Below are 17,291 nucleotides of genomic sequence, written 5' to 3' on the forward strand. Positions count from 1 at the left end.
GCCCGGCTGAACCGGTCATGGGCCCTGCGGTCGAAGGCGCCGGCACTTCGCCTGCGAACCTCCAGGAAGAATGGATTCAGCAGCGCGAATAGCTTAATCTCGCGCCGCTTCGCTGTGTCTGCGCAGCCGCCATAGACAGCGCTGTCCGAACATCGCGGGCAGAGACAAGAAACTGTTGTACCCATGGAGCCCCAATGCACAATCAAAACCAGAGCTACCGCGGACCCTTGATCGTCCTCACTATGCTGTTCTTCATGTGGGGTCTGATCACCTCGCTGAACGACATCCTCATCCCCCACCTCAAGGCGGTCTTTACCCTCAGCTACCTGCAGGCCTCGCTGATCCAGTTCTGCTTCTTCACCGCCTACTTCATCGTCTCCTTCCCCGCCGGTCGCCTGGTGGAAAGCCTGGGCTACAAGAAGGGCATCATCGTCGGCCTGCTCACCGCTGGCGTTGGTTGCGTGCTGTTCTACCCGGCAGCCGGTGCCCAGTCCTACGGCTTCTTCCTCACCGCCCTCTTCGTCCTGGCAGCCGGCATCACCGTGCTGCAGGTAGCGGCCAACCCCTACGTCACCATCCTCGGCAAGCCGGAAACCGCGGCTTCGCGTCTCAACCTGACCCAGGCCTTCAATTCCCTGGGCACCACCGTCGGCCCGCTGGTGGGCGCCGTGACCATCCTGGCCCTGGTCGGTGAAGACTCCGCCGCTCATTCAGTGCAGCTGCCCTATCTGATCCTGGCCGGCATGCTGGTCGCCCTGGCGGTGATCATCGGCCTCTTCCGTCTGCCGCAGATCAAGGACACCGAGCAGGACAACGCTACCGACGAGAACGCCCTGACCGCTAGCAGCGTCTGGGCCTATCGTCACCTGCTGCTCGGCGTGGTCGGCATCTTCATGTACGTGGGCGCGGAAGTGTCCATCGGCAGCTACCTGGTGAGCCTGATGGAAAGCCCGGACGTGGCCGGCCTGAACGCCGCCACCGCCGCCAAGTACCTGTCCCTGTACTGGGGCGGCGCCATGGTCGGTCGCTTCATCGGCGGCGTCATCATGACCAAGGTACGGCCGAACCTGGTGCTGACCTTCAACGCCATCGCCATCGGTGTGCTGCTGGCCATAGCCGTGCTGCAAGGTGGCAAGGTCGCCATGTGGGCCCTGCTGGCCATCGGCTTCTTCAACTCCATCATGTTCCCGACCATCTTCTCCCTGGCGCTCAAGGGGCTGGGCAAGTTCACCTCCAAAGGCTCGGGCCTGCTGTGCATGGGTATCGTGGGTGGCGCGCTGGTGCCGGCCATCCAGGGCTTCTTCGCCGACACCATCGGCCTGCTGCCCTCCTTCGTGGTTCCGCTGGTCTGCTACGTCTACATCCTGTTCTACGGCGTCATGGGCTACCGCCCCACCCTGCGTCGCTGATCTACCCTCGAAGCGCTGGCGGCCTGCCAGCGCTTCAACCCCTCCCGCCGATACCCCCGCCTCTCCCTCGCGCTCTAACTTTCCCCTGCGACAGGTCTGCGACCACGCTGAATAGCGCGCTGCGCTCCACTGTCGCGCGTTATCGACCACCTCTTCCCGCACCACCCTATCCTTCACCGAGAAAGAGCCGGAAGGCTCGCTCCTGGCGCCCTGCGCTTGATTCCAGCCACTAGGCCCGGTAACGCTGTGCGACAGAGGTGCGAACCCGCACGCGCTTGCCCTGGCATAGCTTCCTGCCCTGCCCCGGCCGAATCGCACACAAAAGAAAACGCCCGCATCTCTCGATACGGGCGTTTCGGTAGTGCTGGAGGACCGCTCAAGAGCGGCCCTCACACCAGGATCAGGCGGTCTGACGAGCTTCCTCGACCTCAACGGCGTTCGGGCCGCGAGCGAGTTCGGTTTTCAGGGTTTGCTCGTCCAGCTGACCGCACCACTTGGCGACCACGATGGAGGCCACACCGTTGCCGACCAGGTTGGTCAGGGCGCGGGCTTCGGACATGAAACGGTCGATACCCAGGATCAGCGCCAGGCCAGCAACCGGTACGTGACCGACGGCGGACAGGGTGGCGGCCAGCACGATGAAGCCGCTACCGGTGACGCCTGCAGCGCCCTTGGAGGAGATCAGCAGCACCAGCAGCAGAGTGATCTGGTGAGTGATGTCCATCTGGGTATTGGTGGCCTGGGCGATGAACACGGCGGCCATGGTCAGGTAGATGGCAGTACCGTCGAGGTTGAAGGAGTAGCCGGTGGGGATCACCAGGCCAACCACCGACTTCTCGGCACCCAGCTTCTGCATCTTGGTCAGCATGCGCGGCAGGGCGGACTCGGAAGACGAGGTACCCAGCACGATCAGCAGTTCTTCGCGGATGTACTTGATGAACTTAAGGATGCTGAAGCCATGCATACGCGCCACGGTGCCCAGGACCAGCAGCACGAACAACACGCAGGTGATGTAGAAGCAGGCCATCAGGTAACCCAGCTGCACCAGGGTGCCGACGCCGTACTTGCCGATGGTGAACGCCATCGCACCGAAGGCACCGATGGGGGCCAGCTTCATGATGACGTTGATGATGTTGAAGAAGACGTGGGAGATACGGTCGATGAAGTTGAACACCAGTTGACCGGTCTCGCCCAGGCGATGCAGGGCGTAGCCGAACAGCACGGCGAAGAACAGCACCTGCAGGATCTCACCGGTGGCGAAGGCGTTGACGACCGTCGACGGGATGATGTTCAGCAGGAAGTCGATGGTGCTCTGCTTCTCGGCGGCAGCGGCGTAGGCAGCAATGCCCTTGGTGTCCAGGGTGCTGACGTCGACGTTCATGCCGGCGCCCGGCTGAACGACGTTGACCACGATCAGACCGATCAGCAACGCGATGGTGGAGAAGATCTCGAAATACAGCAGCGCCATACCACCGGTCTTGCCCACGGCCTTCATGTTCTGCATGCCGGCGATACCGGTCACCACGGTGCAGAAGATGATGGGTGCGATCACCATCTTGATCAGCTTGATGAAGCCGTCACCCAGCGGCTTCATGGCGGCGCCGGTCTGAGGATAGAAGTGGCCGAGCAGGATACCCAGGACGATTGCCAGAATCACCTGGAAATAGAGGCTCTTGTAGAGAGGCTGCTTGACGGGTCGCTTGGGCGCGGGAGCGGTAGTAGTTGTTGTGTCGACGGTTGCTGTCATGGCTCTTTCCCTTGTGACCACTACCTGACGTCCTGTCCGAGTGGGCACCTGACTGATGTTGGCTCTCTCATCCTGAGAGCTTTTTGTTGTGGATCTGGCGGCCGCACGACGGTGACACCAGCATCTTGCTAGACATAAGCAATCGCCGTTCCACTTTCCGGCGCGCAATCAAAGCGCCAGCTTTCATGCACCTTTCAGTCGAAAGTCTAGTTGTCGCGTAGCGGCGGAACCCCGCCATCCGATGAAAACGGGCGGAAATCCCCCCACATCCGGGGCGGTTTTCCGCCAGTGCGGCCGGTAGTCGGCTATCCTTTGTGCGCCTTTTTGTCGGAGCCTGCCGTGAATTTTTCGCTGCCTTCCCCCTCTGGCCCAGATAGCCCACTGTGATGAGCACCTTGCCGCTCGCGCACCTGCCAGGTTGCTGTACGACGCCCGAACCGCTTCCGCCGTTGAGCCCGGAGTTGGCCTCGCTGAAGCTGATCCATTGCCGTTTCGATCCCGCTCTGGTGAGCTTCGAGCGTGACGCCCTGCGCCTGGGCGCCCTGCCCCCGGACAATATCCGGCGCGCCGTGGCCAAGCGTCAGGCCGAATACCTGGCTGGTCGCCTCTGCGCCCGGGAGGCTCTGCGACGCCTGAGCGGCACCGACGCCGTTCCGGGGCATCGCGCCGAGGATCGTGGCCCCGTCTGGCCGGCTGGCCACGTGGGCGCCATCACCCATGGCCATGGCTGGGCCGCGGCCGCGGTGGGAAGTGCCCAGGAGTACCTAGGCGTTGGCCTGGACGTCGAAACCCTGCTCGAACCGACCAAGGCACTACGCCTGGCCGACCAGATCCTCACCCCGGCCGAACAGGAGCGCCTGCAGCCGCTGGATGAAGAACGGCAGGCCTTCGCCATCACCCTGGCGTTTTCCGCCAAGGAAAGTCTGTTCAAGGCACTCCATCCACAGGTGCGGCAGATGTTTTTCTTCCAGGATGCCGAGATCCTCGCCACGGACAGCCGTGGGACCTTCGTCATCCGGCTGTTGATCGAGCTGTCGTCGCGATGGACGGCGGGTACACAGCTGGAGGGCCGTTTCCGCCTGGACGAAGCGGGCCGCCTGTTGACCCTGCTGGCACCCCGCGCCTGAGTGCAGCCTTCTGTATATAAGGAAGCGATGCCGATCACCGGCGGGTTGTCCGCTCCTTCACCGGGGCAGAACGTCGCAGTGGCTATCGAACGTTTTCTTCTGGTGAAGAAAGTACTCATAGCGAACCGGTATATCCCTTGCCGCTTTTGGTAAGAGTCGACCGTGAGGTTGTACGTTATTTGACCACCCAGCTCTGATCCCAGCGTCTGCGCGCACTGGCCTGGCACCACCCCCAGGATACCCCCTATCCCTGAACAGCTTATCCACGCCTTATCCACAGCCGGAAACGTGACAAACGCGACATCTAGTGGCCTTCTCACCCCTACACCACCATATATAGCAGTTCGTCGGTCTGGCCTGGGACGGCGAAACACCCCTCTGTCAAGACTGTCTTCCCTAACGAGGAGGGCTTATCCTGTCGCCCGAATTATGAATTTCCAGGGTCCCTGGACCCCGCCCGCCGCTTCCTTCGGGAATCGGCGCCGGTACGGCTTTTCGTTGGAATCTTCATTGGTACAGGCGCGACCGGCAGTTGTCGCGCAGCCGTTAGGCCAACACTCTTCCGGATCGCCGGCTCGCCGACGATCCCCTCTTTCCGATCAAGGGAGTTCCGCATGCAAACCGACCTGACCCGCGAGCAAGCCCAGCAGGGCCGCCCGGCGCAAGATGACAGCCAGGACCTAGGCGCCACCGCCCCGGGTCAACTGCGCGTCATCAAGCGCAACGGTACCGTCGTCCCCTACACCGACGACAAGATCACCGTGGCCATCAGCAAGGCTTTCCTCGCCGTGGAAGGCGGTAACGCCGCGGCCTCCTCGCGCATCCACACCACCGTCAAGCAGCTCACCGACCAGGTCAGCAGCACCTTCAAGCGCCGCATGCCCTCCGGTGGCACCATCCACATCGAAGAGATCCAGGACCAGGTCGAACTGGCCCTGATGCGCGCCGGCGAGCAGAAGGTCGCCCGTAGCTATGTCATCTATCGTGAAGCCCGCAGCCAGGAACGCAAGCAAGGCGCCGCCAGCGATATCGCCGAGCCGCACCCGAGCATCCGCGTCACCAAGGTCGACGGCACCACCCAGCCGCTGGACATGGGCCGCCTGAACACCATCATCAGCGAAGCCTGCGAAGGCCTCGAAGAGGTGAACGGCGAGCTGATCCAGAAGGAAACCCTGAAGAACCTGTACGACGGCGTGGCCGAGAAGGACGTCAACACCGCCCTGGTGATGACCTCCCGTACCCTGGTCGAGCGTGAGCCCAACTACTCCTACGTCACCGCCCGCCTGCTGCTGGACAGCCTGCGCGCCGAAGGCCTGAGCTTCCTCGGCGTCGCCGAGTCCGCCACCCACCACGAGATGGCCGAGCTGTACGCCAAGGCCCTGCCCGCCTACGTCGCCAAGGGCGTGGAGCTGGAGCTGCTGGACCCGAAACTGGCCAGCTTCGACCTGGAGCGCCTGGGCGCCGCCATCGATCACGAGCGTGACCAGCAGTTCACCTACCTGGGTCTGCAGACCCTGTACGACCGCTACTTCCTGCACAGCCACGGCACCCGCTTCGAGCTGCCGCAGCTGTTCTTCATGCGCGTGGCCATGGGCCTGGCGCACATGGAGAAAGACAAGGAAGCCCGCGCCATCGAGTTCTACAACCTGCTGGCCAGCTTCGACTACATGGCGTCCACCCCGACGCTGTTCAACGCCGGCACCCTGCGTCCGCAGCTGTCCAGCTGCTACCTGACCACCGTGCCCGACGACCTGTCCGGCATCTATGGCGCCATCCACGATAACGCCATGCTGTCGAAGTTCGCCGGCGGCCTGGGCAACGACTGGACCCCGGTACGCGCCCTGGGCTCCTACATCAAGGGCACCAACGGCAAGAGCCAGGGCGTCGTGCCCTTCCTCAAGGTGGTCAACGACACCGCCGTGGCGGTCAACCAGGGCGGCAAGCGCAAGGGCGCGGTCTGCGCCTACCTGGAAACCTGGCACCTGGACATCGAGGAATTCCTCGAGCTGCGCAAGAACACCGGTGATGACCGTCGTCGTACCCACGACATGAACACCGCCAACTGGATCCCCGACCTGTTCATGAAGCGTGTCTTCGAGGACGGCAACTGGACCCTGTTCTCTCCCGCCGACGTGCCCGATCTGCACGACCTCTACGGCAAGGCCTTCGAGGAGCGCTACGAGTACTACGAAGCCCTGACCGAGTACGGCAAGCTCAAGCTGCACAAGACCATCAAGGCCAAGGACCTCTGGCGCAAGATGCTGTCCATGCTGTTCGAGACCGGCCACCCGTGGCTGACCTTCAAGGACCCGTGCAACCTGCGCAGCCCGCAGCAGCACGTGGGCGTGGTGCACAGCTCCAACCTTTGCACCGAGATCACCCTGAACACCAACAAGGACGAGATCGCCGTGTGCAACCTGGGTTCGGTGAACCTGGTGAACCACATCGTCGACGGCAAGCTGGACGTGGCCAAGGTCGCCCGTACCGTCAAGACTGCCGTGCGCATGCTCGACAACGTCATCGACATCAACTACTACTCGGTGCCCCAGGCGGAGAACTCCAACCTCAAGCACCGTCCGGTTGGCATGGGCATCATGGGCTTCCAGGATGCGCTGTACCTGCAGCACATCGCCTACGGCTCCGATGCCGCCGTGCAGTTCGCCGACACTTCCATGGAAGTGATCAGCTACTACGCCATCCAGGCCTCCTGTGACCTGGCCGAAGAGCGCGGCAGCTACTCCAGCTTCCAGGGTTCGCTTTGGTCCCAGGGCATCCTGCCGATCGATTCCGAGAAGCGCCTGATCGAAGAGCGCGGCGCCAAGTACATCGAGGTCGACCTGTCCGAGACCCTGGACTGGGCCCCGCTGCGCGAGCGTGCCAAGAAGGGCATCCGCAACTCCAACATCATGGCCATCGCGCCGACCGCGACCATCGCCAACATCACCGGCGTGTCCCAGTCGATCGAGCCGACCTACCAGAACCTCTATGTGAAGTCGAACCTCTCGGGCGAATTCACCGTCATCAACCCCTATCTGGTACGCGACCTCAAGGCCCGCGGCCTGTGGGACTCGGTGATGGTCAACGACCTCAAGTACTACGACGGCTCCGTACAGCAGATCGAGCGCATCCCGCAGGATCTGAAGGACCTGTACGCCACCGCCTTCGAAGTGGAGACCAAGTGGATCGTCGAGGCTGCCAGCCGTCGCCAGAAGTGGATCGACCAGGCCCAGTCGCTGAACCTGTACATCGCCGGCGCCTCGGGCAAGAAGCTCGACGTGACCTACCGCATGGCCTGGTTCCGCGGTCTGAAGACCACCTACTACCTCCGTGCCCTGGCTGCCACCAGCACCGAGAAGTCCACCATCAACACCGGCAAGCTGAACGCCGTGAGCGCCGATCCCATTACCGGCGTCCAGGCCAGCGCGGCCCCCGCCCCGGCCCAGAAAGCCGAAGCTGCTCCCGCCCCCGCACCGGCTCCGGTGCCCAAGGCCTGCAGCCTCGACGATCCCGAGTGCGAAGCCTGCCAGTAACACCCCAAGCCCTCTCCTAGCAGAGGGCTGCTCTTTATCCCCTCTCCCCTGGGAGAGGGCTAGGGTGAGGGCCAAATCCCGCACCCGCGCACCACTCTTATCCCCTCTCCCTCCGGGAGAGGGCTAGGGTGAGGGCCCGCCGCCCCGCCCCCACCGCACAGTCACCCAGGAGACACCCCATGCTGAACTGGGAAGAATTCGACAAAGACGACGACACCACCACCGCCAAGCCCGCGCAGGCCGCCGGCCAGCAAGCGCCTGCCCAGACCGAGCGCCTGGACTCCGAGGGCGACGCCCTGGTCCACGACGCCCGTGCCCCATCCGCTGACGACTCCGACGCCGTGGCCCGCGCCAAGGCCGCGTTGAACGAGCTGGACATCCAGGAAGGCCTGGACGACCTGGAAGGCTCTTCGGCTCGCGTGCACGTCGGCGACAAGCAGATGATCAACGCCCGCGCCGACCTCAACCAGCTCGTACCCTTCAAGTACGACTGGGCCTGGCAGAAGTATCTGGATGGTTGCGCCAACCACTGGATGCCCCAGGAAGTAAACATGAACGCCGACATCGCGACCTGGAAGAGCGCGGACGGCCTCACCGAGGACGAGCGCCGCATCGTCAAGCGCAACCTCGGCTTCTTCTCCACCGCCGACTCCCTGGTCGCCAACAACCTGGTCTTGGCCGTCTACCGCCTGATCACCAACCCCGAGTGCCGCCAGTACATCCTGCGCCAGGCCTTCGAAGAGGCGATCCACACCCACGCCTACCAGTACTGCATCGAGTCGCTGGGCATGGATGAAGGCGAGATCTTCAACATGTACCACGAGATCCCGAGCGTCGCGAAAAAGGCGAGCTGGGGCCTGAAGTACACTCGCTCCATCTCCGACCCCGAGTTCAAGACCGGCACCCCGGAGACTGATCGCCAGTTCCTCAAGAACCTGATCGCCTACTACTGCGTACTCGAAGGCATCTTCTTCTATTGCGGCTTCACCCAGATCCTCTCCATGGGTCGCCGCAACAAGATGACCGGCACCGCCGAGCAGTTCCAGTACATCCTGCGTGACGAGTCCATGCACCTGAACTTCGGCATCGACATGATCAACCAGATCAAGATCGAGAACCCGAGCCTCTGGGATGCCCAGATGAAGGACGAAGCCACCCAGATGATTCTCCAGGGCACCCAGCTGGAGATCGAATACGCCCGCGACACCATGCCCCGCGGTGTGCTGGGCATGAACGCGGCGATGATGGAGGACTACCTCAAATTCATCGCCAACCGCCGCCTGACCCAGATCGGCCTCAAGGAAGAATACCCGGGCGCCACCAACCCCTTCCCCTGGATGAGCGAGATCATGGACCTCAAGAAGGAGAAGAATTTCTTCGAGACGCGTGTGATCGAGTATCAGACAGGTGGGGCGTTGAGCTGGGATTGATTACCTAAGCTCTCCATCAAGTTGAGAGCCTGCTCAGAAAACAATTAAAAGCCCCGCCTTGGCGGGGCTTTTAATTGTTTAGGGCGGACAGTGCGAAGCTTTTCCATAGACTGTTTCGACAATAGCTTTAATTCGGCTATAAGCGTCAGCTTTTGCTCCTACGCGGAAAAGGCTGCGCCCTTTTTCACCCTACGTAGGCCTGATACCTCACGACACAGCGCTACTGTACTCAAGGACGGCACATGCCTCGCTGGACCGACCAACCCGCCACCGACACGGATGCCGTCTTCGATTTCATCCTCAAGTTCTCCGGTACCTTCCTGCGGCGTCATGCGTCGCTGCTGGCCAAGGGGCTGCCGCCGACCTTGGGCTTCGGGATGTTCCTGGCCTATTTCGCACGAAATCACTTCTATCCCAGCTTCGATCTCTTCCAGTTCTCGTCGCTGTTGCTGGCGGCTGCCTGCCTGGGCTTTCTGACCATAGGCGCCTTCGTTGCCGCGCTGTTCCTGCCTGGGGCCTGGGTTTATTACCGCTTCATCAATACGGCGGCAATCAAGGAAGACATCACCTACGCCCTGCCCTATCGCGGCGAGGGGCGCTTTCGCAAGATCATGCTGTTGATGGCGGTGGTGTTCTTCGTGCCCTATCTGCTGGCGGGGTTCAGTGATGCGGCCATTCTCTTCGTCGATCCTGAGCTGTTCCTCAGCGTTGCCTTGCTTGCGCCCATCCCCATCACGCTACTGGCGGGCATGGCCATACAGGGACTGTTCGACTTGCGCCGCTTCAGCTTCCTGAAGTTCGTCTGGGAGGCTTACCTGCCGACGATGGCCGTCGGCCTGTTCATCTTCTGGATGTTGGCCCAGGCCTATCCACTGGTGAGCGATTGGCAGCCGCTGTTCAAGTGGGGCGCCCTGGCCATCGCCCCCTTCATCATTGCCTTCGTCACGACCATGACTTCCATGCTGTTCATCGCCGGCTGGAAGGCGGCGATGATGTTTTCGCTGTTCTTCGCCCTCTTTCTGGCCGGCTATAGCGGGATGCTCACCACCCTGCCCGAGACCATGGTCAAGACGCTGGGCTTGGGGAATTACCAGGCCAAGGCCATCGTGCTCGATACCTCTTATTGCGCCAAGGAACAGGCCAGGGTGCTGCCTACCGATGACCAGTGCGTGCTCAAGGAAGTACAGGTGGTCTGGTCGTTGGGCGAGGCCTTCGTGCTGCACCTGGCGGATGGCAGCACGGCGCGGTTGCCGGCCACGGCGATTCGGGCACTGGTGAAACCCCAGTAACGAGTGGGCCACTTGGGCCAGTCAAAGGTCAGGTTTGAATTAGCTTTATCTGCCCGTCATCATGGCGCGCAATCCTCTGCCTCAAGCCCGCGCTTGCCGTGTCGATAAGACTGCGGTGCGGCTCCGCTTTGGCGGGCGCTCGCCCCAAGGCAGGGAGCGCCCTTTTCGTATCCAGACAGGTCCGATTCGCCCATGGCACTCGATGCCCCCACCATGTTGATCCTTACCATCGCCCTGGCGGCTGCCGCGGCGGGCTATCTGGCCATCGAGTGGCGGTCGGTGCGCGAGTCGGCGCTGCTGTACTGGAGCGCGGGTTTCGCCCTGATTTGCGTGGGTAGCACCCTGGCGCTGCTGCGTAGCCAGGGGCTGCTGCTGGTGGGCATCTGGTTCGCCAATGGGCTGCTGATCTTGGTGCATGGCCTCTTCCTGCTTGGCGTGGCGCGCTTCACCGGGCGGCGCCTGAGTCTGGGCTGGTGGGCCTTCGCTGCGATCTGGCTAGGAATGTTGCTGCTGCCCAATGAGCCCTGGTGGTCCAAGGTGCTGCTGGTGGTGCAGTCGCTCATGATCGGCATCCTGGCGATACGGGCGAGCCTGCTGCTGCGGCGGCGCAATGCCGGAGAACGGCAGCTGCGCGTGGTGCTGCTGATTCATGGCCTCTTCTATCTGGCCAAGATGATCCCACCGCTCACCCCCGGCACCCTGATCGATCTGGCGGTCTATCGCGGCGCCATTATCCAGATCTCGCTGGTGGAGGGGGTGATGGCGGTGATGCTGATCGCTCTGTCGATGACCGGCACGGTGCGCTATCGCCGCGAGCAGCATATCGAGCGCCTGGCCGGCAGCGATCCCCTGACCGGTCTGCATAACCGCCGCGCCCTGGAAGCCGAGGCGCCGCGACTGTTCGGCCAGGCGACCCCGGCCCGACCCAGCGCCCTGCTGCTGATCGACCTGGACAACTTCAAGCTGGTGAACGACCTCCATGGCCACGCGGCGGGTGACGGCCTGTTGATCGCCCTGAGCGACCTGCTGCGCAGCACCTTGCCACGCCAAGCCCTGGCAGCGCGGCTGGGGGGCGATGAATTCGTGGTGCTGCTGGGTGAGGCGGCCGATGCGGACGTCGTGCGGCTGGGGGAGACCCTGAGGCTGCGCTTCAACCAGCTGGCGGCGCAGCGCTTGCGGACGCCCGAGCCCGTCACCCTGAGCATCGGCGCCGTGCTGTTCGATCAGCCGCCGGAAAGCCTGGCGGATCTGTTGGAACGCGGAGATGGTGCGCTCTATGAGGCCAAGCGCGGCGGGCGGGATGGCTTGCGGATGAGCCTGGGATGAAGGCGCGTTAATGGCTCAGGCTTTGGCGATTGCCTGACCGGAGCCACCATGCCCTTCACCCTCGAATCCCCCGACCAACCCGAGGTGATCGCCCTGATCGCCGAACTGGATGCCTATCAGGACGACCTCTATCCGCCCGAGAGTCGTCATGCCCTGGATCTGACGTCGCTCATGCAGCCGAACGTGCTGTTCTTGGTGGTCCGGGATGACAGCGGCAGTGCCCTGGGCTGTGGGGCCATGGTGTTGCAGGACGACTATGGCGAGATCAAGCGAATGTATTTGAGCTCCAGGGCTCGCGGGCAAGGGCTGGGCGGTCGCCTGCTGGCGGAGCTCGAACGTGAAGCGGTAGGCCGCGGGTGTGAATTGGCACGACTGGAAACGGGGCCCTATCAGCCGGAAGCCTTGAGGCTTTATGAGTCCGCGGGTTACCGGCGGCGTGGTCCTTTTGGAGCGTATCGGGACGATCCGTTGAGTGTGTTCATAGAGAAGCTTCTGCCCATAGCGACTTATCGGATTAAATAGCCGCTAGTCTTGCACAAATGGAATCAGTCTAAAAAGGTCATTAATTTAGCCCTGCCAAATTTCATCCTCTTCTTGCTAGGACTACATATGACACGGAACGCACTGATTTTTCTGTTAGCCATTATAATTTCTCAAACTGCCTATTCTTCTCCTCAAGATTTCTCTGGAATACCTGACAAATTCTTTGACTTACTAAAGCAAGGACAGACAATTGAGGCTTTTTCTTTCATCGAAAAAGGGGCAGGAAAGACCGGAGAAATTCCAAGCGACCTGATACTAAAGGTAGTGGAAGGAAATGGCGGCTATAAATTTCACGAACTGATAAAGCAAGTAGACTATGGCAAAAACTATATCGCCCAAGCTTACATAGTTGGACTAAAGACCGGCCCTGCATTGCTTACATGGAAACTTTATTATAATGGAGAAAAATGGCGGGTAAAATATTTTAACTTTACGTCAAATCTAGATGATATTCAAACACAGAAAATAGCCGACAAGCTATAACCTCGACTAATTGATTTCAACATAAGCGATTGGTAAGTGCCAGCATAGCCTGGCTCAGAGCTTTTAAGGTCGTGCGTTGATGGCGCCAGTGGAAAAGGCTGGCGCCGTTTTCCACGCTACGGGGTGAACTCCGTTAACAGGAATTCCACGAAGCTCCTCACCGTCACCGAGCGCCATCTTGTCTGGGGATAGAGCGCCGTCAGGGGGCGGGTGAGTTCCTGGCCCTGGAAGAGGCGGACCAGATTTCCGGTGGCGACGTCGTCCTGCAGCAGAAAGGCCGGCTGGAGGATGATGCCGAGGCCCTGCAGGGCGGCCAAGCGCAGGGCGGGGCCGTTGCTCAGGTGCAGGCGGCCGGGTGGCAGCGGGCCGAAGGGGGTGCCGGTCTGGGCGCGCCACTGGCTCAGGGCGCGAGGGTCCATGCCGAGGCAGTCGTGGGCCTCCAGGTCGACCAGTCGCTCGGGGGTGCCGCGCTGGGCGAGATAGCCGGGCGCGGCGCAGCACCACATCACATAGGGCGCCAGGGGTCGCGCCACCAGGGAGGAATCGGCCAGTTCGCCGATGCGGATGGCGATGTCGATGCCCTCCTCCACCAGATCCTGTACCCGATCGCTCAGCACCAGATCCAGGGTGACATGAGGATGCCGCGCCAGATAGTCGCCCAGCCGTGGCGTGAGGCCGTAGGTGCCGAAGGACACCGGCGCCGACACGCGCAGGATGCCGGCGGGCGCCAGGCGCTGGGTTTCGGCCTGGCGGTCGGTGTCGGCGACCAAGGCGAGGATCTCGCGGCAGCGGGCGTAGTAGCCCTCGCCAAAGGCGGTCAGGCGCTGGCGCCGGGTGGTGCGTACCAGCAGTTGCAGGCCCAGGCGCCTTTCCAGGCGGCGCAGGTGATTGCCGGCCATGGTCGGCGAGATGCCTTGCGCCTGGGCCGCTGCGGCCAGGCTGCCGCGCTCCACCACGGCGACGAACACCTGCATGCTGTCGAGCAGATCCATTCCACACTCCTGCTAAGGAATCCTCGCACTGGGAGGGCGTTTATCTCATTTGGGTGTTGGGTGAGGCTAGTGGTGTGGATGAGGTGGTGGAGTGTTGGGCTTCGCTGCGCTCGGCCAAACGCGTGGAAAAGGCTGCGCCGTTTTCCACCCTACGACCCTGAAGTGGAGAATTGATCATGGATCTGCAACTGCACGACCGTACTGCCCTGGTGACCGGTGCCAGCATGGGCATAGGCACTGGCATCGCCCGCGTCCTGGCAGCCGAAGGCGTTCGGCTGGCGATCACCGCGCGGCGGCGGGATGCCCTGGAAGAACTGGCCGAAGAGATTGCCGCGGCGGGTCATGCCCGGCCGCTGGTGATCGTGGCGGATATCACCGACGCCGAAGACGTCCAGCGTCTGGCGCGGGAAGCGGAGGAAGGGCTGGGCCGGGTGGACATTCTGGTCAATAACGCCGGCGGCACACGACCGCTTTCAGTGACGGCGGACGATGCGGCCTGGGACGAGGCTTGGGCCCTGAACTTCACTGCAACGCGCCGCCTGACCCAGGCGCTGCTGGGTGGAATGCGCGAACGACGCTGGGGACGCATCGTCAATTTCAGCGGCAGCATGGAGCCACGGGACGTGAACGGCGCCGGGACGGCCAAGGCGGCGATCCAGTTCTGGTCCAAGGGGCTGGCGAGTCAGCTGGCGGCCGAAGGCATCACGGTCAACACCATCGCGCCGGGGCGGATCAATTCCGAGCAGATCCTGCAGCGGCTGCATCCGACGCCCGAGGCGCGCCAGGCCTTTATCGCTCGTCACATTCCCATCGGCTATTTCGGCGAGCCGGAAGACGTGGGCCAGGTGGTGGCCTTTCTCGCCTCACCGCTGGCGCGCTACCTCACTGGCGATGTGATCGCGGTGGATGGCGGGATGCACGCCCATGCCCACTAGCGTTTGACGCAGACAAACAGCGCGTTACCTGCCTCGCCGGCCCAGGGTTCGATGCGCTGGTAGTCGTGCTCCAGCATCTGGACGTCGAACTGCGGCTCCAGCAGGGCCAGCAGTTCGGGGAAATCCACCGCCACCATGGGGTGCTCGTCCTGCCAGGTCTGCTGCTCGCCGGCGTGGCGGCGTTCGATGCGCAGGCGGAGCTTCTGGTGCTCGCCCTCGCCTGGGTAGTGCCAGGCGGAGGCGAAGCTGAAGTGGCCATCGGCCCGCTCGACGCTGTGGCCGACGCTGGAGGCATTGTCGATGCGGCGCTTGTCCACGGCGTTGAAGCAGAACAGGCCGCCGGGGGTCAGGGCCGTCTGGACCTGCGCCAGGCAGGCCTGGAGCCGTGCGAGGCTGCCGCTGTAGTGCAAGGAGTAGAGAAAGCAGGTGATCAGATCGACCGGCTGCTCCAGCGTGAAGCTGCACATGTCCTGGCAGGAAAACTCCGCCTCCGGGCAACGCAGCGCGGCCTGGGCCAGCATCGGCGGATTGAGGTCCAGCCCGCTGCTCTGGAAGCCGGCATCGAGGAAATGCCGCACATGGGGGCCGGTGCCGCAGGCGAGATCCAGATGACGGCCGCCGCCGTTGCCGAACAGCCGCTGCAGGCGCAGCACCGCCTGGCTCTGGGCCCGATAGTCGATGTCGGCGCAAAGCAGGTCGTAGTAGGCCGACAGGTCGGTGTAGAGGGCGGTGGCTGACATCGCAGGGGCTCGGGGCTGGAGACGCGGGCGCGCATCTTAGTCGGTTTCTGCGACCTTCGACGCCTTATACTGGCGGTTTTCCTGAGAGTTCTCCTGACGTGAGCAACAAGAGATACGCCTGCATTGGCCTGAGCAACCCCAAGTCGCCGTCCAACGTCGGGTCCATCATGAGGGCGGCGGGTTGCTACGGGGTGGCCTCGGTGTTCTATACCGGCACCCGCTACGACCGCGCCAAGGACTTCGTCACCGACACCAAGAAGGTCCACCAGGACATCCCGCTGATCAACATCGACGACCTGCGCCGCATCCTGCCGCTGGGGTGCGTGCCGGTGGCGGTGGAGCTGGTCGACGGCGCCCGGCCGCTGCCCGAGTACACCCATCCCGATCGCGCCCTCTATCTGTTCGGCTCAGAGGACGGGTCCCTGAGCCAGGAACTGCGCGACTGGTGCGAAGACGTGGTGTACATCCCCACTCAGGGCTGCATGAATCTGGCGGCCACGGTCAATGTGGTGCTCTATGACCGTCTGGCGAAGGGTAATAACACCCGCTCCGGTCCGCTGTTCTAAGAGCCTATTCAAAGCCTGCTGCGCGTCGGCCAAACTGCGTTGAAAATGGCTTCGGAATGCTCATTTACCATTCGTAAACTCGCGCGCGAGCCCGGTCCGCTTCCTCAGCTATTTTCGTGGGGCCGCCTAGGCCTTGTTTTTCTCTAGCTCGCGAGACTTTGAACAGGCTCTAACCCCTTTCAGCCAAACCCCTGGGTCGGCCGGCGCAAGACCGGATCGAAGGGGTTGATGCGCGCGGCGATCACCCCGGCTTCGCGCCTGAGCAGTTCGATCACCGTGGGCAGGCGTTGGGGGTTGAGGCGTTCGCTCAGGGTGCCCACGCTCAGGGCCGCCACCGCCCGGCCATTGCGGTCGAGGATGGGCACGGCGAGGCCCGCCATGCCGGCCAGCACTCCGGTGTTGCGCGCGGCATAGCCCTGCTGGCGGACGTTGTCGATCTCGGCGCGCAGGAGCACCTCGTCGTAATGATGAGCGTCGCGCAGCCGCGGCAGGTTGTAGCGGATCACCTCTTCGCGCTCTTCCTCGGGCAGGAAGGCCAGGATCGCCAGGGCGCCCTGGCCGCCACCCAGGGGCACACGGCCACCGATGTCGCCGGTGAAGGTGCGGATCGGATAGGGCCCTTCGCTGCGGTCCAGGCACATGGCGTCGAAGCCGCTGCGCGCCAGCAGGAACAGCGAATCCCCCAGGGACGCCGACAGCCGCAGCAGACTCGGTCGCGCCAGGTCGCGCAGGTTGCCTACCTGCCCAGCGCTAGCCGCCAGGGCGAAGAAGTCCAGGCTCAACCGGTATCTCTTGCTGCGGGCGCACTGTTCCACCATGCCCTCCTCCACCAGGCCGCGCAGCAGCCGGTGGGTGGTGGGTTGCGACAGGCCCACGCGCTCGGCCAGGCGGGTGACCTTTTCGCCCTCGGGGTCTCCTTCGCCTAGGGCACGCACCACGGCGAATACCCGGCTGATGACACCGACACCCACTTCGGTAGAACCCATATTTCTTTCAGTGGAATCTGACATCTATCTATTACCTGAAAATTTCACTGAATGAATAAATCTGAAAAAAGAGTTCAATCAATGAAAAACCTGCTTGTCCGGCATCCTAGGTCGCCCTTACCTTCAGGTCCATAGGGCGATACTCACAATCACCGGACGCCGCCAATCGAGCGAGCGCCAACGTCCCA

At 62.7% G+C, this 17,291-nt stretch carries 14 protein-coding genes; 10 read left to right on the top strand and 4 right to left on the bottom strand.

Going from position 1 to position 17,291, the window contains the following annotated elements; all coding sequences use genetic code 11:
• Nucleotides 1-194: 194 nt before the first annotated feature.
• Entirely contained in the window at nucleotides 195-1,409 is a 1,215-nt protein-coding gene (locus APT59_RS15320) for a sugar MFS transporter (protein ID WP_059315641.1), read from the top strand.
• 400 nt (nucleotides 1,410-1,809) lie between these two features.
• On the opposite strand, the gene APT59_RS15325 is transcribed toward APT59_RS15320, so the two are convergent.
• Complete coding sequence (locus APT59_RS15325) at nucleotides 1,810-3,156, bottom strand: dicarboxylate/amino acid:cation symporter (protein ID WP_059315642.1); 1,347 nt, start codon at nucleotides 3,154-3,156, stop codon at nucleotides 1,810-1,812.
• 386 nt (nucleotides 3,157-3,542) lie between these two features.
• On the opposite strand from APT59_RS15325, the gene APT59_RS15330 reads away from it, so the two are divergent.
• The 7 genes from APT59_RS15330 (at nucleotide 3,543) to APT59_RS22460 (ending at nucleotide 12,884) form a co-directional block, all read left to right on the top strand.
• Nucleotides 3,543-4,283 carry a 4'-phosphopantetheinyl transferase family protein gene (locus tag APT59_RS15330; RefSeq protein ID WP_059315643.1) on the top strand — a complete coding sequence of 247 codons (741 nt, stop codon included), beginning with the start codon at nucleotides 3,543-3,545 and terminating at the stop codon, nucleotides 4,281-4,283.
• Nucleotides 4,284-4,897: 614 nt separating this feature from the next.
• Complete coding sequence (locus APT59_RS15335) at nucleotides 4,898-7,813, top strand: ribonucleoside-diphosphate reductase subunit alpha (RefSeq protein ID WP_059315644.1); 2,916 nt, start codon at nucleotides 4,898-4,900, stop codon at nucleotides 7,811-7,813.
• A 179-nt stretch (nucleotides 7,814-7,992) separates the two neighbouring features.
• Nucleotides 7,993-9,243, top strand: coding sequence for a ribonucleotide-diphosphate reductase subunit beta (locus APT59_RS15340; protein ID WP_059315645.1), 1,251 nt, complete (start codon nucleotides 7,993-7,995; stop codon nucleotides 9,241-9,243).
• 242 nt (nucleotides 9,244-9,485) lie between these two features.
• Nucleotides 9,486-10,532, top strand: a complete 1,047-nt coding sequence (locus APT59_RS15345; RefSeq protein ID WP_059315646.1) for a hypothetical protein — start codon at nucleotides 9,486-9,488, stop codon at nucleotides 10,530-10,532.
• Nucleotides 10,533-10,724: 192 nt separating this feature from the next.
• Entirely contained in the window at nucleotides 10,725-11,858 is a 1,134-nt protein-coding gene (locus APT59_RS15350) for a sensor domain-containing diguanylate cyclase (protein WP_059315647.1), read from the top strand.
• A gap of 48 nt (nucleotides 11,859-11,906) precedes the next feature.
• The gene (locus APT59_RS15355) at nucleotides 11,907-12,380 is read left to right on the top strand and encodes a GNAT family N-acetyltransferase (RefSeq protein WP_059315648.1); all 474 of its coding nucleotides are present in this window, start codon (nucleotides 11,907-11,909) and stop codon (nucleotides 12,378-12,380) included.
• 87 nt (nucleotides 12,381-12,467) lie between these two features.
• Complete coding sequence (locus tag APT59_RS22460; RefSeq protein WP_156428966.1) at nucleotides 12,468-12,884, top strand: hypothetical protein; 417 nt, start codon at nucleotides 12,468-12,470, stop codon at nucleotides 12,882-12,884.
• Between the two features lie 116 nt (nucleotides 12,885-13,000).
• Here APT59_RS22460 and APT59_RS15360 read toward each other — a convergent pair whose 3' ends face one another.
• Nucleotides 13,001-13,876, bottom strand: coding sequence for a LysR family transcriptional regulator (locus APT59_RS15360; protein WP_059315649.1), 876 nt, complete (start codon nucleotides 13,874-13,876; stop codon nucleotides 13,001-13,003).
• Between the two features lie 176 nt (nucleotides 13,877-14,052).
• Between APT59_RS15360 and APT59_RS15365 the strand changes: the two genes are divergently transcribed.
• The gene (locus tag APT59_RS15365) at nucleotides 14,053-14,811 is read left to right on the top strand and encodes an SDR family NAD(P)-dependent oxidoreductase (RefSeq protein ID WP_059315650.1); all 759 of its coding nucleotides are present in this window, start codon (nucleotides 14,053-14,055) and stop codon (nucleotides 14,809-14,811) included.
• Here APT59_RS15365 and APT59_RS15370 read toward each other — a convergent pair.
• Nucleotides 14,808-15,551 (bottom strand): class I SAM-dependent DNA methyltransferase, encoded by a 744-nt coding sequence (locus APT59_RS15370; RefSeq protein WP_059315651.1) that lies wholly within the window; start codon nucleotides 15,549-15,551, stop codon nucleotides 14,808-14,810. The two genes, APT59_RS15365 and APT59_RS15370, sit on opposite strands and share 4 nt — an antisense overlap.
• Before the next feature lie 98 nt (nucleotides 15,552-15,649).
• Here APT59_RS15370 and APT59_RS15375 point away from each other — a divergent pair, with 98 nt between their 5' ends.
• Complete coding sequence (locus tag APT59_RS15375) at nucleotides 15,650-16,117, top strand: RNA methyltransferase (RefSeq protein WP_059226744.1); 468 nt, start codon at nucleotides 15,650-15,652, stop codon at nucleotides 16,115-16,117.
• Nucleotides 16,118-16,296: 179 nt separating this feature from the next.
• Here APT59_RS15375 and APT59_RS15380 read toward each other — a convergent pair whose 3' ends face one another.
• Nucleotides 16,297-17,127: an IclR family transcriptional regulator gene (locus APT59_RS15380; RefSeq protein WP_059315652.1), complete on the bottom strand. Its 831-nt coding sequence runs from the start codon at nucleotides 17,125-17,127 to the stop codon at nucleotides 16,297-16,299.
• Between the last annotated feature and the right edge of the window lie 164 nt (nucleotides 17,128-17,291).

It is taken from the genome of Pseudomonas oryzihabitans, from assembly GCF_001518815.1.
In the GTDB taxonomy this organism is placed as follows: Bacteria; Pseudomonadota; Gammaproteobacteria; order Pseudomonadales; family Pseudomonadaceae; genus Chryseomonas; species Chryseomonas oryzihabitans_E.

Coding starts and splice junctions, on each gene's coding strand:
- APT59_RS15355 (WP_059315648.1), top strand. CDS start 11,907: ATGCCCTTCACCCTCGAATCCCCCGACCAACCCGAGGTGATCGCCCTG.
- APT59_RS15335 (WP_059315644.1), top strand. CDS start 4,898: ATGCAAACCGACCTGACCCGCGAGCAAGCCCAGCAGGGCCGCCCGGCG.
- APT59_RS15370 (WP_059315651.1), bottom strand. CDS start 15,551: ATGTCAGCCACCGCCCTCTACACCGACCTGTCGGCCTACTACGACCTG.
- APT59_RS15325 (WP_059315642.1), bottom strand. CDS start 3,156: ATGACAGCAACCGTCGACACAACAACTACTACCGCTCCCGCGCCCAAG.
- APT59_RS15340 (WP_059315645.1), top strand. CDS start 7,993: ATGCTGAACTGGGAAGAATTCGACAAAGACGACGACACCACCACCGCC.
- APT59_RS15330 (WP_059315643.1), top strand. CDS start 3,543: ATGAGCACCTTGCCGCTCGCGCACCTGCCAGGTTGCTGTACGACGCCC.
- APT59_RS22460 (WP_156428966.1), top strand. CDS start 12,468: ATGACACGGAACGCACTGATTTTTCTGTTAGCCATTATAATTTCTCAA.
- APT59_RS15365 (WP_059315650.1), top strand. CDS start 14,053: ATGGATCTGCAACTGCACGACCGTACTGCCCTGGTGACCGGTGCCAGC.
- APT59_RS15350 (WP_059315647.1), top strand. CDS start 10,725: ATGGCACTCGATGCCCCCACCATGTTGATCCTTACCATCGCCCTGGCG.
- APT59_RS15345 (WP_059315646.1), top strand. CDS start 9,486: ATGCCTCGCTGGACCGACCAACCCGCCACCGACACGGATGCCGTCTTC.
- APT59_RS15320 (WP_059315641.1), top strand. CDS start 195: ATGCACAATCAAAACCAGAGCTACCGCGGACCCTTGATCGTCCTCACT.
- APT59_RS15380 (WP_059315652.1), bottom strand. CDS start 17,127: ATGTCAGATTCCACTGAAAGAAATATGGGTTCTACCGAAGTGGGTGTC.
- APT59_RS15360 (WP_059315649.1), bottom strand. CDS start 13,876: ATGGATCTGCTCGACAGCATGCAGGTGTTCGTCGCCGTGGTGGAGCGC.